Consider the following 19,655-nt stretch of genomic DNA (forward strand, 5'->3'; position numbering starts at 1 on the left):
AGCTGACGGGGCCACCCGGCCCGCCCCGTTGGACGCCTGCTCTGTTGCAGACCGCTCTGGTGCATCCGTCCCTTGCAGTTGGTCCAGTGCCAGGAAACGACGGCCGCCCGCCTCATCAGGAAGGCCAGCCATGGCGCCATTTCCGGATTTTGAGCAGCCGTTGAACCCGTTTCCCCGCTACGCAGCCATGCGGGACAGTGAACCCGTTTTCCAGGACCAGGAGACCGGCGTGTGGCACGTGTTCCGCTATGACGACGTGCAGCGGGTCCTGTCCGAGCACGCCACGTTTTCTTCCCGGATCGGCGGGGACAACCCCTCCGAAACGGGCCAGCTCTTCGCCGCCAGTTTGGTCAACACGGACCCGCCGCGGCACCGCCAGCTGCGTTCGCTCGTGACGCAGGCGTTCACGCCGCGGGCAGTCGAAGCGCTCGCCCCGCGCATCTCGGAACTGACCAACGAGTTGCTGGACCCGGTGGTTGCCGGCGGCGCCACCGACCTGATCGAACAGCTCGCCTATCCGCTTCCGGTGATCGTGATCGCCGAGCTCATGGGCATTCCGTCCTCAGACCGGGACCGGTTCAAGCAGTGGTCCGACGTGATCGTGAGCCAAACCCGCCCGGGCGCCGATGAGTCCGTCCACACGGCAGCCAACCGGGAAATGGCGGAGTACTTCATGGGCATGATCGAGGAGCGGCGGCACCGGCCGGGCAATGATCTGATCAGTGCGCTCCTCGCAGCCGAGATCGACGGGCAGAAACTTAGTCCCATCGAGTTGCTGGGATTCTGCAGCCTGCTGCTCGTGGCCGGAAACGAGACCACCACCAACCTGATCGGCAATGCGGTGCTGTGCTTCACCGAATCGCCGGGCACGGCGGAACGCCTCGTCGCCGAGCCTGCCCTGCTCCCGCACGCCATCGAAGAGGTGCTGCGCTACCGCTCCCCCGTCCAGTCCATGTACCGGCTCTCAGCCGTCGACGCGACCGTGCGCGGCCGCACCATTCCGGCAGGCTCGCCGATCATCGCCTGGATCGGCTCGGCGAACCGCGACGGGGAGCAGTTCCCGCGCCCGGACGAGTTCGACGTCGAACGCTCACCCAACCGTCACCTCGCCTTCGGGCAGGGCATCCATTTCTGCCTCGGGGCGCCCCTGGCACGGCTGGAGGCCAGGATCGCGCTGGAGGCCGTGCTCTCACGGCTGCCGGGACTGGCGGTAGAACCCGACGCGCAGTTGGAGCGGATGGAAAGCATGATCGTCTACGGGGCGAAACAGCTCCCCGTGACCTGGCAGGCTGCCTGACGCCGAGCGCGGCGTCAGGGGCGGCGATCGTGACTGTCTTCAGCGCCCTCGAGGGCGGCCCCGAACCATGTCGGCAGGTGGTGGACCAGGTCGTTCTGGTCCGCGCCGATCCATGCGACGTGGCCGTCCGGTCGGAGCAGGACCGCGGGCGCGTCCAGTTCCGCGCTGACGTCCGCGACGTGGTCGATCCGATCCGCCCATCCTGTGACGGAGAGTTCGCCGGTCTGGTCCAGCAGGAGTCCGCGGCCTTTGCGGGTGAGCTCGTAGAGACGGCCCCGCGACAGAGGGATGTCGCGCAGTCGTCTGCCGAGCAGCTCGGGTCCTTCGCCGAAGTCGTAGCGGATCCCGATCGCGGTGATCTTCTCGGCCAGGAAACGGCTGACGTCCTCGAAGTCCATCAGCTCGGTCAGCAGCCGGCGCACGGCCTGCGGGCCGGGCTCGGTGGACAGCAGCTCGCTCTGGGCGCGGGTGACGGTCAGCACGCTCTCGGCGACCGGGTGACGCTCGGCGTAGTAGCTGTCCAGCAGCCCGTCCGGTGCCCACCCGTTGAGCTCGGCGGCCAGCTTCCAGCCGAGGTTGAAGGCGTCCTGGATGCCGAGGTTCAGTCCCTGCCCTCCCAGCGGCGGGTGGACGTGCGCCGCGTCGCCGGCGAGAAGAACCCGGCCCACCCGGTATCGTTCGGCAAGCCGGGTGGCGTCGCCGAAACGGGACAGGGAGCGTGGTGAGTGGACGCCGAAGTCGGTGCCCGTGAACGCCCGCAGCTGCGTCCGGAACTCCTCCAGGGTCGGCGGCACGGAGCGGTCTTCGGCCACGGCCGTCGCGGGCACGACGGCGCGGTACAGGCCGTTTCCGGCGGGACCGATGCCGAACCCCTTGTGGGTCTTGCGCACCTCGTCCGCTACCTTGGCCAGCTCGTCCGGCGGCGCGGTCACCTCCACCTCGCCCAGGAGCCACTCGGTCGTGGCCGGCTCGCCGGGGAAGCCGATGCCGAGCAGTCTGCGCACCAGGCTGCGTCCGCCGTCGCAGCCGACCAGCCAGCGCGAGCGCAGCCGTGAGCCGTCAGCGAGCTCGACGCTCACCGCGTCCTGGTCCTGCTCGACCCCTGTCACCTCGCAGCCGCGGCGGATCTGTGCGCCGAGCTCCCCGGCGCGCTCGGCCAGCAGGCGATCGGTGACCGGCTGGGGGATGCCAAGGACGTAGCCGTGTGCGGTGTCCAGGTTTGCCGGCGGAGGCTTGTCGATCCCGGCGAAGCGTCCGACGCCGCCGGGATACTGCTGCCCGTGGGCGAGGAACCGGTCCAGCAGCCCGAGCTGGTCCATGATCTCGATGCTGCGCGGGTGCAGGCCGAGCGAGCGGACCGCCGGGCTCGGCTCCGCGTCCCTCTCCAGCACGAGCACGTCCACGTCGTGCAGCCGCAACTCGCTGGCCAGCATCATCCCCGTCGGGCCACCGCCGCTAATGATCACGTCGAAAATATGGAACCCCAATCCCAGAAACTCACTTACCGGATTGCCCGGCTGCGTCCCGCACCCTCAAATGCGGGGGTGAGCCCGATCAGTACTCGCCCTTGATCACGAAGTAGGAGCCGCGGATAACGCCCGCCAGCTTCGATTTTTGGCGGGCGAACTTGAATCGGGGCGCCAATTCCTCCGGAATTTCCATGCCGTCGGCAAGTTTGAACCCGACCGCTCTCTTCCCGCCGCCCTCGATGCTGTACATGGCGTTGACCGACAGTCCCGATTCGTAGAAAACGTAGGCCATCCGCAAACCGTCGACTTCGAAGGCGGTCGCTTCCAGCGGGTTGGATCCGATCACGATGTCACGTTCGTCCCGGAGGATCCGGCTCACCCGGTCAACCACGTCAGGAACTTCGCTTGCAGGGCTCACTGTGAAGACGTGGCCGTACTTATTCCGGTAATAGCGGGCCTCGTTGGCGCGCAACCCGGCGAGGGCCTCGGCGACCGGAGACGCTTCCAATCCGACAGTAGAAACGGTCTCGAAGTCAACGATGTACGGCATGTGCCCTCCTGGACAGACGTGTTGGGACCAATGCTAACGCCATGACGTGTTGCAAGGACGACGGAACGTACGTGCCCTTTTAGGGTGTGATCCAAGGAGACAGCTCCGGGTCCGGCCGTACCTGAAACCCAAAGCTGTCCCCCGAATCGTTAAGGGGCAATCAAGACTTCCCTGATCAGCGCTTGAGCTGGGTCAGTTCCTGGAGGACCTCATCCGAGGTGGTGATGATGCGGGCGTTGGCTTGGAAGCCGCGCTGGGCAACGATCAGGTTGGTGAATTCCTGGGACAGGTCCACGTTCGACATTTCCAGCGAGCCGCCGGTCAGGCTGCCAAGGCCGGGATCGCCCGCAGCACCGAGCTGCACTCCGCCGGAGTTGCCGGTCGCAACGTAAGAGGAGCCGCCGGCCTTCTCAAGGCCGCCCGGGTTCGTGAACTTGGCGAGGGCGATCTTGGCGAGGACCTGCTTGATGCCGTTGCTGAACGACCCGATCAGGGAGCCGTCGCTGCCCAGCGTGTAGGACTCGAGCTTGCCGACGGGGGCACCGTTCTGGCCGCTGATGGTCAGCGAGCTCATGGCAGCGTAGCCGGAGACCTTGGAGACGTCGATGGTGATGCCGTTGACGGTGAAGTTGCCGCCGGCGGTGGGCTTGCCGTTCGTGTAGGTCACGGATCCGGTGGCTGTGGTGCCGTTGTCGTCAGCGGCGATGTTCCAGGTGCTTCCGGCCTTGGTGAAAGTCATTGAGACGCTGCGTTCCGTGCCGGCGGCGTCGTAAACCTTGACGAGGCGGTCCAGCTTGGTGCCGTCGACGGCGTCGCTGGGCAGGTTTCCGTCCAGCGTCACCGTGTCGGTCTTCTTGGCCACCATGGTGTTGGGGTTCAGCGTGATGTCGCCGACGGGGCCACCCGCGTTGATCACACCGTTGGTGGCGGTCCAGCCCTGGAGGATGCCGCCGTCGGGGCTTACCAGCTGGTTGGCTGCGTCCGGGCTGAACGCGCCGGCGCGGGTGAAGAGCTGGCTGCCGCCCTTGCTGGTGACGAAGAAGCCGTCGCCGGAAATCATCAGGTCGGTGGCCCGGCCGGTGCTCTGCGAAGAGCCCTGGGAGAAGTTGGTGGTGACACCGGCAACCCGGACGCCGAGACCGATCTGGGCGGGGTTGCTGCCGCCGGTCTCAGCCTGCGGGCCGGTGGCGCCCTGCTGCAACTGGGACAGGGTGTCCTGGAACTGGGTGGAGGAGGCCTTGAAACCGGCGGTGTTGACGTTGGCGATGTTGTTGCCGGTGACGTCCAGCATGGTCTGGTGGGCGCGGAGGCCCGAGATTCCGGAGTACAGCGAGCGGAGCATGGGAACTGCCTTTCTACGGGTGAAGAAGTGGTTAGGAAGCGGCCGGAGCAGTGAGCCCGGTGATGGAGTCGAGGGGAACGGAAAGATCGCCGATCGTGACGGACGGGACCGATCCCGAATAGCTGACGGAACTGGCGACGCCGGTCCCGGTGGTGCCGTCCGCGAGGGTGTAGCCGACCGAGTGTCCGATCAGCTGGGCCGCCGCCGTCCGCATCTGGAGGGAGAAACCCTCCTTGCTGTTGGTGGTCAGTTCAGTCATTTTTTCCATCATGGAGAGCTGGAGGGTCTGGCTCATCATCTGGTTGGTGTCCATGGGCGCGCTCGGGTTCTGGTTCTTGAGCTGCGTCACGAGCAGGGACATGAACACGTTGGCATCCATGGTCTGCGAGGGTGTCCGCACGGCAGAAGCCTGGGTGGCCTCCCCCGCCGCCGTTACCGGCTGGGATGCGATCGGCTGAATCGTCATAAGTCGCGTTCCTTCGTGTCAGACAAGAATGTCGAGGGTGGTCTGGGGGCCGTTCAACAGCCTGGCGGTGCGGATGGCTTGATCATCGGCCAGCGCATCCCAGCGGTTTCCGGGCCGCGGCTCGGCCTGCCCGTTCCGGCCGCCCGGGCCGGAGCCGCTGCCGCCGGGGTCCCGGCCGGCGGCGAACTGGCCGCCGGTACCGGCCCGGTCCTGGCCCGTGCCGTGCTGGGCACCGTGCTGTCCGAACCCGGGGCCGCTGTGATCGGAGAGGTCAAGGCTGGCCCCGAATCCGGCGCCGTGGAGTTCCCTGCGGAGTTCGGGCAGGATTCCGCGGACCGCTTCACGTCCTGCCTCCCCCGGGGCGAATAGCTCAATCCGCACGCCCGCGGCGTCGATCTGGGCCCGGACCGTCAGCGGACCGAGATCTTCCGGGCTGACCTTGAGCGTCATGATGTGCTGGCCATGGGGTGCCCCCACGAGGGTGAAAAGCGGTTTGGCCAGCTGGGGCTGGAGGGGTGCCGCGGCTTGGGGTGCCGGCGTGGACGCCGACTGGAACGCCGGCTGCGCAGCAATCTGGGCAGCCGGCAGGGGCACGGCCTGGGCCACGGTTGCCGCCGCCACAGTTTGCTGGACGGGTATTGCGGCGGCCGCAGGGGCTCCGCTTTCCGGATCGGACGGAGCCTGTGCGGCGTTGGGCATGGGTGCCGCGACGGGGTCCGCCAGGACACCGACGTGCGCCGGAGCGGGTGCGGGTGCGGGTGCGGGTGCGGGTGCCAGTGTGGCTGCCGGTGTGGATGCGGCTGCGGGAGACGTGCTGCCGGAGGGTGTGGTGCCGGAGGGTGTGGTGCCGGCCTGGGCGCTGCTGGACGGGGCAGTACCGGGCGAGGGGGTCGGCGCCGACGGCGCTTGTCCGGGCGCGGACGCGGCGACGGCGGCGACGCCCACGTCGTTGAGCGCGGGCGCGGGCGCGGGCACGGCCGCGGCGGTGGCCGCCGGCGAAGCGCCAAGCACGGGACCAAGTCCCGATGCGGACTGTGCCGCCGCTGCCCCGCTCGGTGCTGCCGACGCGGCCGACGCTGTGGCGGTGGCCTGCACCGGCGCTGCCGGGGTTTGCCCTGCCGGTGCAGCCTTGGGCGGTACCGAGGACAGCGGCGCTGCGGCAACAGTAGCCGGTGCGGTGTTCACGGCATTGACGGGTGCAGCCGTCAGGGCAGGATCCTGCCGAGTCCGGACGGCGGCTGCATTGGACCCGTCGGATGTGTCGGTAAAGGCGTCTGCGCCCGCGGTCTGCGAGGCCACAACGGCGCTCGGCTTACCGTCCGGCATGGTCGCAGCGGGGACGGCGGCCGGAGTCTGGCGCCGCCAGGCGGCCAATCCCGGGGTCGCGGAGGCCGGGGCCTGCGCAGCGGCGGGTAGGGTGCGCGCAGCGGCGGCCGGCACTTCGTCGGGAAGAACCGCCGAGGTCGCGGACGGATTGGCGGCCGGTGCGGCAGTGCGGGAGCCGTCGTTGCTGTCCGACGCCGGGGCAACGGCAGGTGCCGACTGTCCGGGCAACGCAACCTGACCAAGTTGCGCAATCTGGCCAAGCTGCCCAAACGGGACGTACTGGGCCGGCGGGAATTCGGCAGTGCCGTACTGGGCCGGCGGGAATTCGGCAGTGCCGTACTGGGCCGGCGGGAATTCGGCAGTGCCGTACTGGGCCGGCGGGAATTCGGCCGTGCCGTACTGGCCTGGGGCGTACTGGGCCGCGAGGCCCGCGCCGCCGGACGAAGCGGCGTCGGTCCCCGGTGCGGCCGCGGAAGCGGCGTCGGCCGGCGGAGCAGGGGTCGCAGCGGTGCCGGTCAGCGAAGCACCGTCCGTGCCGCCGTCGTGTTGCGGCGTTTCGGCCGCCGCGTCGTCGGCCGCCGGCACGGCCTTAGCGGCGCCGGGCTCTGCCGCGGTGCTGTTGCCTGCTGCGCCCTGGACGTCGTTGAGGACCGAGTCGAAAGTCGCGGCGGCTGTGTTTCCGTTGTCGCTGCCGGGCCGCGGGTCCGTGCCCGGCCGGGCCGCCCGGACCGGCGCCGCCAGCGCGGCCGCAAGCTCCGTCGATGCCGCCTTCATGATGCCGCCCCTGCGGGAACGATGCGCCGGATGGAGGTCAGGTTGGACTGCTGCTCCCAGGCATCGCGGATCTGGACGGTCTTGCCGGGCACGGGCGCGTCGATCGCCTTTCCGTTGCCCAGGTAGATGGAAATGTGGTTGCCGCCGAAGCTCACCAGGAGGTCCCCGGGTTTCGCCTCGGCGAGGGACGCCACCGGGGTGCCCTGGCGCATCTGGTCGCTCACCACGCGGGGAAGCTCCACGCCGAGGTCCTTGAAGACCCGCTGGGTGAAGCCGGAGCAGTCCATGCCGGTGGCCGGATTGGTGCCGCCCCACACATAGGGAACACCGATGTACTTCTTCGCCACGGCCACCACGTCATTGCCCGTCGCGGCCCCACCGGTGTGTACGGATCCGGCTGCCTGGGCGCCGGTCAGCGCGGCGGTCCCGGCCGCCGTCGTACCGCCAAGACCCAATGAGGTGCCCAGTGAGGTGCCCAGGCCGAGGCTGTCCGTAAGGGAGGCGGCGTCTGTTGCGCCGCTGCCGCCCAGTGCCGCGGCCAGTGCCTGGGTGAACGTGGCGGAGTCGCCGGTGCCGGTTGCGGTCGCGAGCGAGGTCGCAGCCGCAGCCTTGGCCGCGGCGGCGCTGGTTTCCGTGGCCGCGGGGCGGCTCAATTCCGCGATCATCGACTGGATGCCCTGCATCCGACTGATCGCCTCCGTCATGCTCATGGCTTCACCTGCTGCTCATCGCGGTGCCAGAGCGTCGAGGCAATCTCGTCCAGGGCCGACTGTTCGGCGCGCAGGTCCGCGGAGTTGACCTCGGCGTCGTGCCGGGCCTGCAGTTTTTCCAGGCCCACGGACCGCGTGCGGGCCGCGATGAACTCGGCGCGGGCGTTGGCTTCGTCGGCCTCGGCCAGGTGGGTGAGGTTTTGCAGATCCGCGAGCATGCTGTGCGCGGATGACCGGGCCGCGGCGACGGCGCGCAGGGAGGCCGAGCTGGAGATGGGGTCATCCGCGGCGGCAAGTTCGCGGCGGGCGGCGGCTTCGCGGACCCGGACGGAGCTGGAACGTGAGCGGGCGCGCGCCAGCCCGGTTGCCGCCTGGTCCTGCTGGAGCTGGCGAAGGCGCAGGAGGCCGGCCAGTGAGAATTCGCGGTTCATGCTGCTGCTCCCAGGATCGAAGTGAGGTGGCCGAGCCGTTGCCAGGACTCGGGGTGGGCCGTGGATTCGTCCATCGGCTGCTGGAGGAATCCGCTGACGGCGTGCTCGTGGTTCAGCGCTGCGTCCACCAGTGGGTTGGTCCCGGTCTGGTAGGCGCCGACGTCGATCAGGTCCTGTGCCGCCTTGCGGGCCGCGAGGACCCGGCGGAGTGTGGCGGCGGCGTCGAGGTGTGGCCGGGAATTGACCTTGCTGGCCACCCGGGACACGGATCCGAGCACGTCCACGGACGGGAAGTGCCCGGTGACGGCGAGTTTGCGGTCCAGCACCACGTGGCCGTCCAGGATGGAACGGGCGGCGTCGGCGATGGGCTCGTTGTGGTCATCGCCGTCCACGAGCACGGTGTAGATGCCGGTGACGGAGCCGGTTTCGGCCGTGCCGGCGCGCTCCAGCAGCCGCGCCAGGATGGAAAAGGTCGACGGCGGGTAGCCGCGGGTGGCAGGGGGCTCGCCGGCCGAGAGGCCAATCTCGCGCTGCGCCATGGCCACCCGGGTCAGGGAGTCCATCATGAGGACCACATCCTGGCCCTGGTCGCGGAAGGACTCGGCGATGCGGGTGGCGGTGAAGGCTGCGCGCATGCGCATGAGGGCGGGTTCGTCGGAGGTGGCGACCACCACCACGGAGCGGGCCAGGCCGGCGGCGCCGAGGTCGTCTTCGAGGAACTCGCGGACTTCGCGGCCGCGTTCGCCAACGAGGGCGATCACCGAGACCTCGGCGTCGGTACCGCGGGCGATCATCGAGAGCAGGGAGGATTTGCCGACGCCGGAGCCGGCAAACAGGCCCATGCGCTGGCCCTTCCCGAGCGTGGTCATGGTGTCCAGGACGCGCACGCCGGTCTGCAGCGCGGTGTCGATGCGGGCGCGTTTCATGGCGTTCGGTGCCTCGTTGTCGATCGGCACGCGCGGCCCGCTGAGCAGCGGACCCTTGCCGTCGATCGGGCGTCCCAGGCCGTCCAGGACCCGGCCGAACAGGCCCCGCCCGGTGGGAACCAATACCGCGCTGCCTTTGGCGCGCACCGGGTCACCGGCAGCCACGCCGGCCAGCCGGCCCAGCGGCATGCAGCGCACGGAGCCGTCCAGCGCCGCGACGACTTCGGCGTCGAGGCCCGGATTCTCTCCCACGGTCACGAGGTCACCCAGGGCGCAGTCCAGACCCGACACTTCCAGGCCCAGCCCGATAACTGAGGTGACGACGCCGACCCGTTGCGGGGCGGCCGCGGCCAGCGCGGCGGCATAGTCGGCGCCCTTGGGCCGCCACTCGGCGATCATGCCTGGCCCCGGTAGGCGCCGGCGTCGAATTCTGCGTGGCCGGACTCTCCCAGCTCTATGTCTCCCAACAAGGCGTCTCCCGGCAGGGCTTCTGCCGACGCTGCCTCTCCCAGCAGTGCCGTGCGGGCACGCCCCAGGGCTGTGCGGAGGCTGGCGTCGAACCAGCCCTGCTGGTATTCGACCTTCGCGTCGCCGCGGCCGAGGGAGGGGTCCGCGATGAGCGGCAGACCGGCGGGCAGTTCCTGGTCTTCCCGGCTGAGGACGTCGATGTCCGCCGGGTGCAGCCGGATTGCCAGCACCGTGGCGGAGTCATTCCCGGAGAGGGCCCGGGCCGGGGCGGCCCGGGCGGTCCGGGTGCCTTCGGCCAGTTCGTAGCCGAGGATCGCCTCGGCCAGTTCCAGCGCCGTGCGGGCCAGGATTTCTTCGGCATCCTGCAGCGCCTGCACGTTGCGGTGCGCAAAGTCTGTCCTGGCGACGGCGAGGGCGCGCACGGCACGGTCCAGGTCCTGCTGTCCGGCGGCCAGGGAGGCAGCCTGTTCGGCGGACATCCGGTCCCGCCAACGGCGCTGTTCCTTCGCGGCGGCGCGCACCCCGGCGGCGTAGCCCGCGGCGTGGCCTTCGGTGTAGCCGGCCTGCTCGGCGGCCGGGCCGTTGGCCCGCAGCGACGGGAAGACGACGCGCGCCGGGGCGTTGTCAGTAGACATAGTCTTCTTCGTCCCCGCGCTGGATGGTGATCTGGCCTTCGGCCTCGAGTTCGCGGATGGACCGGACGACGGCGGCACGGGCCTCTTCGATCTGCGAGGCCCGCAGCGGTCCCAGGGCGGCGATCTCGGATTCGAGGATTTCCAGGTTGCGCCCGGAGACGTTCGTGGTGATGGTTTCCAGGACCGGCTCGGAGGCGCCCTTCATCGCCATCGCCAGGACGGCCGCGTCGAGTCCGCGCAGCACCAGCTGCACGTCGCGGCGTTCCAGCTTCACGATGTCGTCGAACGTCACCATCTGGGCCCGGATCTCCACCGCGAGGTCGGGATCGAGCAGGTCCAGGCCGTCCAGCACGGATCTTTCCGTGCCGGCGTCGGTCCGGTTGATGATCTCCAGCAGCGGCTGGATGCCGCCCACCACCTTCGAGGCCTGCTGGGATACGGCGGCGCCGCCGCGGAGTTTGAGGGTGTCGGCGACAATCCCGATCGCCTCAGGCGCGCCGGATCCCATGGTGGCGATGCTGAGGGCGACGTCGGCCCGCAGCGAGCCGGGCAGCCCGGACATCACGGCCGATGCCTTGCGCGGGCTGAGGTGGGCGAGGACCAGGGCGATGGTCTGCGGCAGTTCGCCGTCGATCAGGGCCAGGATCTGCACGGGTTCGATGTCCTCGAGGAACTCGAAGGACTTGCCGGCCATGTTGACGGTCAGGCGGTTGATGAGCCCGGCGGCCTTTTCGGAGCCGAAGGAGGCCTCCAGCAGTCCCTCGGCGAGTTCCCGCCCGCCCCGGGCCTGGCGCGTGGTTGTCAGCGCGGCCTGGTGGAAGTCCTTCATGATCTGCTCGGTGACGTCAGAGTCCACCTTCCGGAGCTTGACGATCTCCCCGGCAATCTCCTCCGCCTCGGTGTCCGTGAGCTGGGCCATGACCTTGGCGGCGTTCTCGGGGCTCATCTGCATCAGGACGACGGCGGCGCGCTGGGTGCCGGTCAGGGGCGTATCGGTTGCTTTCATGCCGGTTGCCTGTCATCCATGAGGCTGCGCAGGTAGTCGGCGGCCCGTTCCGGGTTTGCGGCGACCATGTTGTCGATTTCAAACCGGCGGCGCTCGGATTCCAGCTGTTCGGTGCTCGGGCCCGGAAGCGGGGGCAGGGCGGTGATCGGGATCGCCGACGTCGCCGGCGGAAGGGCCACCACGGGAGGGGCCACCGGCATGATCTCCAGGTCCAGGCGTTCGCCGAGGTCCACGGGCTCGCGCTTCTGGCGGCGCCGCAGGATGATCGTGACCACCAGGGCCAGGATCAGCAGGCCGAGCAGGATGCTGCCTGCGGTGACGAGGGTTCCGAAGAACGCGGCCTGCTTTTCGGCTTCGGCGTTGGCCTGGGCCTCGGCGAGCGCCTTGGCGGCGTCGTCGGCGGCTGCGGTGCTGAACGGCACAACCTCGACCGTGACGACATCGCCGCGCGCGGTGTCGGCCCCGGCAGCGGAGGTGACGAGGTTCTTCAGCGAGGCCAGGTTCAGGCCGCCGGCGGCGGCCTGGCTGACGGCGACGGAAATGGTCTGCCGCTTGATGGCACCGGCCGGGATGACCCGGTCCTCGGTGACCTTGTTGACCGCGTTGTTCTTGGTCTCGGTGGAGGAATCGAAGTTGCCGTTGCCGCTCGTGCCGCCGGGAACAGCGATGTTGTCCGGGCCGAGGACGCCCGCGGCGCCTCCCCCGGTTCCGGTGTATGTCTCGGTCTTGGACGATTCACTGAGCGGCAGGGCACCCTCGGCGTTGGAGAAGGTCTCGCTCTTCTGCTGGGCCGATTCGCCCGTCACGTCGGCGGCAACGGCGACCGTGGAGTTGCCCGGGCCCACCACACGGTCCAGGACGGCCCGGACGGCGTCGGAGGTGCGTTGCTGGTAGTCGCTGGCCTGCTTGGTGGACGATCCCGCGGTGCCGCCGCCGACGGTGGAGAGCACGTTGCCCTGGGAATCGACCACGGAGACGTTGGAGGGCTTGAGGTTTTCGATGGCGGCGGAGGTCAGGTGGACGATTGCCTGCACCCTGTCGCTGGACAGGGTGGCGCCGGCGTCGGTCGCGATGAACACCGAGGCGGTGGTGTCCGGGGCCTTGGACACAAACACTGTCTTCTCGGGGATGGCGAGCCGGACGGCGGCGGTCTTCACGCCGTCCATGGCGGAGATGGTGCTCGCGAGTTCGCCTTCGAGGGCGCGCTTGTAGGTGACGGACTGCTGGAACTCCGAGGACGTCACGCCCATCTTGTCCAGCAGGGAGTACCCGGTGGCGGCGGCAGTCGGCAGGCCCGCGGCCGCTGCCTTGAGGCGCTCGTCATAGACCTTGTCCTGCGGCACCAGGATGGTGGATCCGCCGTCGCTGAGCTCGTACGGAACGTTGTCCTTGCGGAGCTGTTCGACGATGCCGTTGGCGTCGGTGGTCTGGAGGCCGGAGAACAGCGGGGTCAGCACGGGGCGGGTAAACCAGGCGGACAGGGCCACAATGCCGACCACCAGCAGGGCGGCGCCAATCACGGCGATGGTGCGCTGGCCGGCGGTGAAGCTCTTCAGGCCCGCGCCGAAGCGCTGGAAGAAAGCGGTAATCTGCGGAGGCATCAGGCCTGCATCCTCATGATCTCGTTGAACGCGTCAACGCCCTTGTTGCGTACGGTGGCCATGAGCTCGAGCGTCACCTGGGCGCGGGTCGCGGCAAGCGTGGCGTTGTGGATGTCATCCAGGTTGCCGGTTACGGCGGAGACAGCCAGCTGGTTCGACGTCGACTGCAGCTGCTGGAGGTTATCCACCGCGCCGGTGAGGGAAGTGGCAAAGGCGGAGCCGTCAGTGCCGGCAACGGGGGCCGCTCCGGCGCCTGTCACATAGTTTGTCGGCAGGACGCCCTGGACGGGGGCGATGGGGGCGACAGTCATTAGGAGCGTCCAATCTCAAGGGCGGCCATGTAGGTCTCGCGGGCGCGATCCACCACCTGCGCGTTGGCCTGGTAGCCGCGCTGGGCAATGATGAGCGCACCCATCTGTTCGGCCATGTCGATGTCCGGGTACTTCACGTTGCCGTTGGCGTCCGCCAGCGGGTGGTCCGGCTGGTAGACGATCCTGCCCTCGGCGTTGCCGAGCTGGGTGCTCTTGACGTACACGCCCGAGCCCTTCGAGCCCTCTGCGGCCTCAACGTACCGGGCCTGGAAGGCGGGGCCGGACGTGGCGGAGGCGTTGTTCATGTTGGCGAGGTTGTCTGAGACGGCATCGAGCCACTTGCGGTGGACGGTTAGGGCGGAGCCGGCGATGCCGATTGCGTCGAAGGTCATCAGCTGGTCCTCAGGGCGGAGCGCACGGCGGTGAATTCGGTGTTGACGGCGCGGGCGGCGAACTGGAACCGCAGCACGGTGTCGATGTTGGACAGGGTCTCGGTGTCCAGGTTGACGTTGTTGCCGTTCAGCTGGGTGGGCTCCAGGGATTCCGCCGTGGTTGCCTGGACACGGCCGCTTCCGGACTGCATCGACGCTGCCAGGGCGTCCTCGAAGCTGACGCGCTTCGCGTGGTAATTCGGCGTGTTGACGTTCGCGATGTTGTTCGCGATGGTCCGCTGGCGCAGTGCCAGCCCGTCCATGGCGCTGGCCAGGGCGGCGGAAGTCACGGATTCGAGCACAGAGTCCTGCCTGGGAAAGGTGGGGGTGGCCGATCCGTGGCCGGTAATCGAGCGATCCGTGCTCTTACAGTGGTTATCGGCACTGCTCAGCGCCGCGTTAGGCGAAATCAGGAGAGGATTTCAGATGTTTTGGAACCCGGGATTCCTAGCCGTTGACATCCAGGTACAGGGCCCCGGCGGACTCCCCCACGCCGGGCACGGACGATACCGCCTGCAGCTGCCGGGCGACTCCCAGCCGCGCCTCTTCCAGCCGGAGGGCAACGCGTTCCTGGGCGGCTGCCAGGGCGACGGCGCGGCGCCGTGCGGTCGCCGGCAACGGCCCGGTCATCGACGGCGGAGACCAGCGCTTTTCCGGCCGGGGTTCCGCCACCGATCCCGCAGGGACGGCGAGCGGGCCCAACGGATCCTTCAAGGTACGCTCGGCGGACTGCACCGCCATTTCGAGCACGTCCAGCACAGCCATCCAGGCGGCCAGAGTGGTGTCTTCAGGGATCTTGCCGGAAAGGGGTGATCGGGCGTTGTTGGATCCGGCTCCCCCGAGGCCGGATTCCGAGTCAGCCTGTTCAGCCAAAGCCGAGACTCCCGCTGCCTGTTCCGGGCCCGGTGTTCCAGGCGCCTGCCGCCGGGAATCCGGCTGGAGCTGCGGAGGGAAACGCCGCGGGGGCTGCGGGCACGGGGACAGCGGCGGCGGCCTCATGCCAGGTCTGCCGCAGGGGTTCCAAGAGTTCGATCGCTTCGCGGGTCAGGGCCGCGTCGCGCTGGATATTCGCGTTGATCAGTGCCGTGGAGACGTAGTTGTAGACCCCCAGCAGGCCGTTGGCCCCGTCCCACGCGTCGACCTTCAGTGAGGAGGAGAGCTCGGACACGATGGCCTGGGCGTGCAGCAGGTTTTCCGATGCGGTGGTCCAGTCGGCTGCCTGCTGCGCGGTTTCGGCCCGGCCCAGATCCAGCAGGAGCCGGTCGTAGAGCATGGTGAGCAGGCGCGCGGGCGGGGCTGACAGGACCGAATCCGCGAGGTACTGATTCCGCTGGCCGGCATTGCCGTAACCGCCGCCGAAGGAGGTCAGAGTCATGATGAAGAGCTTCCTGAAGAGAGTCCTGCGAGTTGGGAGGACAGCCAGGCCTGCTGGGCCTTCATGCCACTAAGTGCCACTTCCAGGCCTGAATAGGTCCGTTGAAGAGTTGCCTTGCGCGATTCAAGCCGGGTGTCCCAGTCGCTGACGCGGTTGGTAAGATCCTGGACTTCGGACTGCTGGCCAGTGATCTTGGTGGTCAGCGTGCCGGTGTATTTATCCGACGCGGCCGTAGCGGCGGAGGCGATGCGCCCGGCAAGTTCCTGCACCTTGGCGGCAGTGCCGGCAGGATCGGCGGCGAGGGCCGCTGCGAACTTGGTGCCGTCGAACTCCATCGTGCCAGCCTTCGTGATGCTGATGCCGATCTCCGACGGCGATCGCGGCGGGGTGCCCACTGGGAGCGACGCCGAAGAGAGGATGCTCAGGTTCACCGAGCGCACCGTGCTGTCTCCAGCAAAGACACCCGCGGTGGTCGCGGCGCCGCCGGAGTTGCTCACGGCGCTCTTGCTTGCCACAAGGGAAAGAACGCCATTCACCCCGGCTATCAGGTCCGAGGCGAGCTTCGTGATGCCAGCGTCGTCACGGCCCACGGTGAGCGTTACGGGAGTAGCAGTTACTTCCTTGGCAGCAACGGAAACGCCGGGCAACAGCTCGGTGAAGGTGTTGGTCGACGACTTTACTACCTGGGCAGCGCTGGTGCCGGGCCAGAGTGCGATTTCCGCGTCCTGTGCAGCTTTGACATCAGTGAACGCGGTTCCCGGGTCGGTAATGGTGAAGGCACTGGCGGCGCCGGGCTTGGTAGCCGAAAATTGGAGGCGGTAGTCGCCGCCGCCGACGGCGACTTTGCTGGCCGTGACACCTGCATCGGCCTTGTTGACTGCTGCGACGACGTCGTCCAGGGAGCTGGTCAGCGGGGAAATGACCACGGACGTGCCGCCGCTGGTGACTGTCATGGTGGTGTAGGGCCACGCCGCCACCGGTTCGGAGACGGTGACTTGGGTCTGGGCCAGTTTAGTAACAGTGAAATCGATCGAGCCGGCCTTCGCCGCGGCGGTGGTGCTGACTGCGACTTTGTCGCTGTTCGTTGTCGCGGAGTAGAGCTCAAGGGCACCCGGCTTGGCCGCGGCCGTGGCCTGGCTCGCGAGCGCAGCAACCTTACTGTTCAGGCTCTGAAGTGCCGAAACCATGGACTGAATCTCATACGACTTGTCCTTCAGCTGAGTCTGCGGGATCGCTTCGACCTGCATGAGGGAGCCGATCAGGGCCGTGGTGTCGAGCCCGCTGGCTAGCCCGTCCAGGGAGATTCCCATCGCTGCCACTCCTTGCTGTCGGGTTGTTGCTGGATATTCGCGCTTCAGGAGCTGCGCGGAAGGACCGGACGATGGTTTTTTGCCATCGTCCGGCCCTTCCGCAGCTTGATGATCGGGGGTGTTTCTTCGTCCGATCAGGGTGGCAGACTCATTCCTGGACTACCAGACTGCATGAACCGGACTAGCGCAGGAGCTGGAGAACACCCTGGCCGGACTGGTTGGCCTGGGCCAGCATCGCGGTACCGGCCTGGGACAGGATGTTGGACTTGGTGAACTTAACCATTTCCTCCGCCATGTCCGTATCGCGAATACTGGAGTTGGCAGCCGACAGGTTCTCCTTGGAGACCTGCAGGTTCTTGATGACACTCTCGAAGCGGTTCTGATCGGCACCGAGGGAAGCCCGGGCCGTGGAGACGCCCACGATTTCCGTATCAATGGCCGCGATGGTGGTCAGGGCATTCGCAGCGCTGTTGAATCCAGTCGCTGCCAGGCCTGAGATCGTGGTTCCCACTGCCGCGACATCTTTCAGGTTCACTGAGATCTGGTCAGCAGCAGTGCTTCCCGCCCCAACCTGGAAAGTCATCGGCGTGGTTGAGGCCGCGTTGTCCAGCAGCTTTGTCCCGTTGAAATTTGTCGAAGCTGAGATACGAGTCAGCTCGGCACCCAAAGCGGTCACTTCCGTGGCGATAGCCGCACGCGATTCAGTGTTGTTGGAGTCGTTACCCGCCTGAACAGCCAGGTCACGAACTCGCTGCAAGATCGAGTGAACCTCGGTGAGAGATCCTTCAGCCGTCTGGATGACGCTGATGCCGTCCTGGGCGTTGCGGGCAGCAACTCCCATGCCGTTGACCTGGGACTTCAGGCCTTCGGAGATTGCCAGGCCGGCAGCGTCATCAGATGCGCGGTTGATGCGCAGGCCGCTGGAAAGCTTTTCCAGCGACTTGGACAGGTCGTTCTGAGTGTTGCTGAGGTTGCGGTACGCGTTGTTCGCAGCCAGGTTGGTGTTGATCTGCATTCCCATGATGTTTCCTCCATGATTGGGACGATGTGCGATGGCCCATCCGTGGGCCTTCAGGAGTAGTTATCGCCGTTTGGCCAGCACACGTAAGGAAGATTCCAAAAGAGTTTTTCAGTTCAACGCCCGGGCTGCTCCTGACTGTTATCAGCCTTATTGCCGCTAACGGATCGCGCACCCCTGCCGATAGTTTCTACGAACCCTGCTGAAGGCTGAATCGTCCGCACGATGAAATCGACGCCCCGGCACCACCGCACCAGTCATCTGCACCATTCACACATGAGGGAGCCGTCCGGACCATGGCCATCCACGAACTTTCAGCCCTGCTGTGGCGGGAGCGTGAACTCCTGGACGTTCTCACCTTCAAGCTGGAGGAAGAGCAGTTGCTGCTCACCGCCGGGAAATCCCGCTGGCTGCCCCACGGCACCAAGGAAGTCGAGCAGGTCCTGGAACACCTCTCCAAGGCGAGCCTCGCCCGCACAATCGAAGCCGCCGTCGTGGCCGAAACCTGGGGGCTGCCCACTGACGCGTCCCTCGGCGAACTCGCCGCTGCCGCGCCGGAAGGCGCCTGGTCCGAGATCCTCACGGCTCATCTGACGGCGTTGACCCACCAAACGACACTGATCAAGGAACTGCGCGACTCCAACGAGCAGTACCTGCGCACCGCAGTCCGTTCCACCCAGGAATCCCTCGCCGATCTGCGGCCCACCGCTGCGGCCGGCACCTATGACGCCCAGGGCAAGACCGGGGAAACTGCAGCCTCGCGTATTTTCGACAAGCAATTCTAAGGAAGCGACCATGAGTACCTTCGGCGCCCTGAACACCGCCTACCGTGGCTTGACCGCCGCCCAGCAGGGCATGAACGTGGCCGGGCAGAACATTGCCAACGCCGCCACCGAGGGTTACACCCGGCAGCGCGTCCAGCAGTCGTCAATCGTGGCGCCCGCGCAGGGCCTGTTCGGCTCGGGCCGCCCCGAGGCCGGGAACGGCGTCTCCGTGGACGGCATCGCACGCTTGGGCAGCAGCTTCCTTGACTCGGGCGTCCGGTCGACGGCGGCCCAGTCCGGCTACGCCAGCGCCCGGTCTTCGGCGCTCCAGGGGATCGAAGGCATCCTGCAGGAACCCGGCGAAAACGGCATCTCCACCGCGCTCCAGGGCTTCTGGTCGGCCTGGCAAGGCGCCGCCAACCAGCCCAACGACTCCGCCGCCAAGGGACTGGTCCTGCAGGCCGGCAGCGACCTCGCCACCAAGGTCTCCTCTTCCTACCGCTCCCTCGAGGACCAGTGGAGCAGCGTCCGTGGCCAGGCCCAAGGCGCCGTGGACGCCGTCAATGCCGCCGCCACGCAGGTGGCCGCCTTCAACACCAGCATCCGCTCAACCCTCGCCGCAGGCGGATCCGCCAACGAGCTGATCGACGCCCGGGCCAAGCTCACCGAGACCATCTCCCGGCTGACCGGCGGCACCGTCAAGGAACAGGCCGACGGCACCGTGAACGTCCACGTCGGCGGAAACGCCCTCGTCATGGGCAGCTCCGTCCGGGCCCTCGCCCTCTCCGGAAGCCAGACTGCGGACAAGCTCGGCACAGCCGTGCAGCTTGAGTGGGCGGACCGTCCGGGCGCGGCAATCGCCGTCGCCGACGGGGAAATCGCCGGCGCGTTGTCCGTCCTGGCCCCTGCCGCGAACGGCGGCGCCATCGATTCGGCCGCGCAGTCACTGAACAAGTTCGCCGGCGACCTGCGGGACGCGGTCAACGCCCTCCACTTCGGCGGACGGACGTCTGACGGTACTTCATCGGGCAACTTTTTTGACCCGGCGGCCGCGGGCCCCGCCGCCCTCGCCCTCGCCGTTGTGCCCAAGGCCGCCGCGGAAGTCGCGGTAGGCGTGGCGGGCGCGGGGAACCTGGACGGCAGCCTCGCCGACAAGATCTCACAGCTTGGCACTGGGCCGGGGTCTCCGGACAGCGCCTGGGCAAACATCGTCACCGGGATCGGAGTGCAGTCACGCGGCGCCCAGCAGCATGAAGCGTTGAGCTCGGCAGCGGAGATCTCCGCGCAGTCCAACCGCGCCTCGCAGTCGTCCGTCAGCCTCGACGAGGAAAACGTCAGCCTGCTCACCAACCAGCACGCGTACCAGGCCGCGGCCCGCGTCATGACGGCTGTGGACGAAGCCCTGGACGTCCTGATCAACCGCACCGGACTGGTAGGAAGGTAGA

The 19,655-nt window shown here is 67.9% G+C and carries 21 protein-coding genes; 3 read left to right on the forward strand and 18 right to left on the reverse strand.

All coding sequences use genetic code 11. The features are described from left to right. The first annotated feature begins 130 nt into the window (after positions 1-130). Positions 131-1,297 (forward strand): cytochrome P450, encoded by a 1,167-nt coding sequence (locus tag AC1DXI_RS17995; protein ID WP_476939741.1) that lies wholly within the window; start codon positions 131-133, stop codon positions 1,295-1,297. Positions 1,298-1,311: 14 nt separating this feature from the next. Here the strand turns inward: AC1DXI_RS17995 and rox are convergent, their stop codons facing one another. The 18 genes from rox to AC1DXI_RS18085 form a co-directional block, all read right to left on the reverse strand. Further along, the gene (gene rox, locus AC1DXI_RS18000; RefSeq protein ID WP_476939772.1) at positions 1,312-2,772 is read right to left on the reverse strand and encodes a rifampin monooxygenase; all 1,461 of its coding nucleotides are present in this window, start codon (positions 2,770-2,772) and stop codon (positions 1,312-1,314) included. Between the two features lie 79 nt (positions 2,773-2,851). After that, entirely contained in the window at positions 2,852-3,316 is a 465-nt protein-coding gene (locus AC1DXI_RS18005; RefSeq protein ID WP_476939742.1) for a phage tail protein, read from the reverse strand. Between the two features lie 175 nt (positions 3,317-3,491). Further along, positions 3,492-4,658 carry a flagellar hook protein FlgE gene (locus AC1DXI_RS18010; protein ID WP_018775810.1) on the reverse strand — a complete coding sequence of 389 codons (1,167 nt, stop codon included), beginning with the start codon at positions 4,656-4,658 and terminating at the stop codon, positions 3,492-3,494. 31 nt (positions 4,659-4,689) lie between these two features. Then, positions 4,690-5,124, reverse strand: a complete 435-nt coding sequence (locus AC1DXI_RS18015; protein ID WP_476939743.1) for a flagellar hook assembly protein FlgD — start codon at positions 5,122-5,124, stop codon at positions 4,690-4,692. An 18-nt stretch (positions 5,125-5,142) separates the two neighbouring features. Further along, complete coding sequence (locus AC1DXI_RS18020) at positions 5,143-7,224, reverse strand: flagellar hook-length control protein FliK (RefSeq protein ID WP_476939744.1); 2,082 nt, start codon at positions 7,222-7,224, stop codon at positions 5,143-5,145. Beyond that, the gene (locus AC1DXI_RS18025) at positions 7,221-7,934 is read right to left on the reverse strand and encodes a C40 family peptidase (RefSeq protein ID WP_476939745.1); all 714 of its coding nucleotides are present in this window, start codon (positions 7,932-7,934) and stop codon (positions 7,221-7,223) included. Before AC1DXI_RS18025 ends, AC1DXI_RS18020 begins: the two co-directional genes overlap by 4 nt. Further along, positions 7,931-8,365: a flagellar FliJ family protein gene (locus AC1DXI_RS18030; protein WP_476939746.1), complete on the reverse strand. Its 435-nt coding sequence runs from the start codon at positions 8,363-8,365 to the stop codon at positions 7,931-7,933. Before AC1DXI_RS18030 ends, AC1DXI_RS18025 begins: the two co-directional genes overlap by 4 nt. Continuing rightward, complete coding sequence (locus AC1DXI_RS18035; RefSeq protein WP_476939747.1) at positions 8,362-9,690, reverse strand: FliI/YscN family ATPase; 1,329 nt, start codon at positions 9,688-9,690, stop codon at positions 8,362-8,364. The genes AC1DXI_RS18030 and AC1DXI_RS18035 overlap by 4 nt, the downstream gene beginning before the upstream one ends. Then, positions 9,687-10,394: a FliH/SctL family protein gene (locus AC1DXI_RS18040; RefSeq protein WP_476939748.1), complete on the reverse strand. Its 708-nt coding sequence runs from the start codon at positions 10,392-10,394 to the stop codon at positions 9,687-9,689. The genes AC1DXI_RS18035 and AC1DXI_RS18040 overlap by 4 nt, the downstream gene beginning before the upstream one ends. Next, the gene (gene fliG, locus AC1DXI_RS18045) at positions 10,384-11,400 is read right to left on the reverse strand and encodes a flagellar motor switch protein FliG (protein ID WP_018775816.1); all 1,017 of its coding nucleotides are present in this window, start codon (positions 11,398-11,400) and stop codon (positions 10,384-10,386) included. The genes AC1DXI_RS18040 and fliG overlap by 11 nt, the downstream gene beginning before the upstream one ends. Next, positions 11,397-13,001 carry a flagellar basal-body MS-ring/collar protein FliF gene (gene fliF, locus AC1DXI_RS18050; protein WP_476939749.1) on the reverse strand — a complete coding sequence of 535 codons (1,605 nt, stop codon included), beginning with the start codon at positions 12,999-13,001 and terminating at the stop codon, positions 11,397-11,399. Before fliF ends, fliG begins: the two co-directional genes overlap by 4 nt. Next, a complete protein-coding gene (fliE, locus tag AC1DXI_RS18055) occupies positions 13,001-13,312 on the reverse strand; it encodes a flagellar hook-basal body complex protein FliE (protein ID WP_476939750.1) in 312 nt (103 codons plus the stop codon). Before fliE ends, fliF begins: the two co-directional genes overlap by 1 nt. Beyond that, on the reverse strand, positions 13,312-13,704 hold the full coding sequence (locus AC1DXI_RS18060) for a flagellar basal body rod protein FlgC (protein ID WP_476939751.1): 393 nt from the start codon (positions 13,702-13,704) through the stop codon (positions 13,312-13,314). Before AC1DXI_RS18060 ends, fliE begins: the two co-directional genes overlap by 1 nt. Further along, positions 13,704-14,045 (reverse strand): flagellar basal body rod protein FlgB, encoded by a 342-nt coding sequence (flgB, locus tag AC1DXI_RS18065; protein WP_476939752.1) that lies wholly within the window; start codon positions 14,043-14,045, stop codon positions 13,704-13,706. The genes AC1DXI_RS18060 and flgB overlap by 1 nt, the downstream gene beginning before the upstream one ends. Before the next feature lie 145 nt (positions 14,046-14,190). After that, the gene (locus AC1DXI_RS18070; RefSeq protein ID WP_476939753.1) at positions 14,191-14,616 is read right to left on the reverse strand and encodes a hypothetical protein; all 426 of its coding nucleotides are present in this window, start codon (positions 14,614-14,616) and stop codon (positions 14,191-14,193) included. Beyond that, complete coding sequence (gene fliS, locus AC1DXI_RS18075; RefSeq protein ID WP_476939754.1) at positions 14,609-15,118, reverse strand: flagellar export chaperone FliS; 510 nt, start codon at positions 15,116-15,118, stop codon at positions 14,609-14,611. The genes AC1DXI_RS18070 and fliS overlap by 8 nt, the downstream gene beginning before the upstream one ends. After that, positions 15,115-16,428, reverse strand: coding sequence for a flagellar filament capping protein FliD (gene fliD, locus AC1DXI_RS18080; protein ID WP_476939755.1), 1,314 nt, complete (start codon positions 16,426-16,428; stop codon positions 15,115-15,117). The genes fliS and fliD overlap by 4 nt, the downstream gene beginning before the upstream one ends. Positions 16,429-16,609: 181 nt before the next feature. Further along, entirely contained in the window at positions 16,610-17,449 is an 840-nt protein-coding gene (locus AC1DXI_RS18085) for a flagellin N-terminal helical domain-containing protein (protein ID WP_476939756.1), read from the reverse strand. A gap of 293 nt (positions 17,450-17,742) precedes the next feature. Between AC1DXI_RS18085 and AC1DXI_RS18090 the strand changes: the two genes are divergently transcribed. Both AC1DXI_RS18090 and flgK read left to right on the forward strand, forming a co-directional pair. After that, positions 17,743-18,231, forward strand: coding sequence for a flagellar protein FlgN (locus AC1DXI_RS18090; protein ID WP_018775825.1), 489 nt, complete (start codon positions 17,743-17,745; stop codon positions 18,229-18,231). 10 nt (positions 18,232-18,241) lie between these two features. Further along, the gene (gene flgK, locus AC1DXI_RS18095; protein ID WP_476939757.1) at positions 18,242-19,654 is read left to right on the forward strand and encodes a flagellar hook-associated protein FlgK; all 1,413 of its coding nucleotides are present in this window, start codon (positions 18,242-18,244) and stop codon (positions 19,652-19,654) included. Position 19,655: the final 1 nt, after the last annotated feature.

Source organism: Arthrobacter sp. P1_H7 (genome assembly GCF_056405215.1).

What these genes read in the sequence shown, in the direction of transcription:
- AC1DXI_RS17995 (WP_476939741.1), top strand. Translation starts at nt 131, where the DNA reads ATGGCGCCATTTCCGGATTTTGAGCAGCCGTTGAACCCGTTTCCCCGC.
- AC1DXI_RS18015 (WP_476939743.1), bottom strand. Translation starts at nt 5,124, where the DNA reads ATGACGATTCAGCCGATCGCATCCCAGCCGGTAACGGCGGCGGGGGAG.
- AC1DXI_RS18035 (WP_476939747.1), bottom strand. Translation starts at nt 9,690, where the DNA reads ATGATCGCCGAGTGGCGGCCCAAGGGCGCCGACTATGCCGCCGCGCTG.
- AC1DXI_RS18090 (WP_018775825.1), top strand. Translation starts at nt 17,743, where the DNA reads ATGGCCATCCACGAACTTTCAGCCCTGCTGTGGCGGGAGCGTGAACTC.
- AC1DXI_RS18060 (WP_476939751.1), bottom strand. Translation starts at nt 13,704, where the DNA reads ATGACCTTCGACGCAATCGGCATCGCCGGCTCCGCCCTAACCGTCCAC.
- fliD (WP_476939755.1), bottom strand. Translation starts at nt 16,428, where the DNA reads ATGGGAATCTCCCTGGACGGGCTAGCCAGCGGGCTCGACACCACGGCC.
- AC1DXI_RS18020 (WP_476939744.1), bottom strand. Translation starts at nt 7,224, where the DNA reads ATGAAGGCGGCATCGACGGAGCTTGCGGCCGCGCTGGCGGCGCCGGTC.
- fliG (WP_018775816.1), bottom strand. Translation starts at nt 11,400, where the DNA reads ATGAAAGCAACCGATACGCCCCTGACCGGCACCCAGCGCGCCGCCGTC.
- fliE (WP_476939750.1), bottom strand. Translation starts at nt 13,312, where the DNA reads ATGACTGTCGCCCCCATCGCCCCCGTCCAGGGCGTCCTGCCGACAAAC.
- AC1DXI_RS18025 (WP_476939745.1), bottom strand. Translation starts at nt 7,934, where the DNA reads ATGAGCATGACGGAGGCGATCAGTCGGATGCAGGGCATCCAGTCGATG.
- flgK (WP_476939757.1), top strand. Translation starts at nt 18,242, where the DNA reads ATGAGTACCTTCGGCGCCCTGAACACCGCCTACCGTGGCTTGACCGCC.
- fliS (WP_476939754.1), bottom strand. Translation starts at nt 15,118, where the DNA reads ATGACTCTGACCTCCTTCGGCGGCGGTTACGGCAATGCCGGCCAGCGG.
- AC1DXI_RS18030 (WP_476939746.1), bottom strand. Translation starts at nt 8,365, where the DNA reads ATGAACCGCGAATTCTCACTGGCCGGCCTCCTGCGCCTTCGCCAGCTC.
- AC1DXI_RS18085 (WP_476939756.1), bottom strand. Translation starts at nt 17,449, where the DNA reads ATGGGAATGCAGATCAACACCAACCTGGCTGCGAACAACGCGTACCGC.
- fliF (WP_476939749.1), bottom strand. Translation starts at nt 13,001, where the DNA reads ATGCCTCCGCAGATTACCGCTTTCTTCCAGCGCTTCGGCGCGGGCCTG.
- AC1DXI_RS18010 (WP_018775810.1), bottom strand. Translation starts at nt 4,658, where the DNA reads ATGCTCCGCTCGCTGTACTCCGGAATCTCGGGCCTCCGCGCCCACCAG.
- AC1DXI_RS18005 (WP_476939742.1), bottom strand. Translation starts at nt 3,316, where the DNA reads ATGCCGTACATCGTTGACTTCGAGACCGTTTCTACTGTCGGATTGGAA.
- AC1DXI_RS18040 (WP_476939748.1), bottom strand. Translation starts at nt 10,394, where the DNA reads ATGTCTACTGACAACGCCCCGGCGCGCGTCGTCTTCCCGTCGCTGCGG.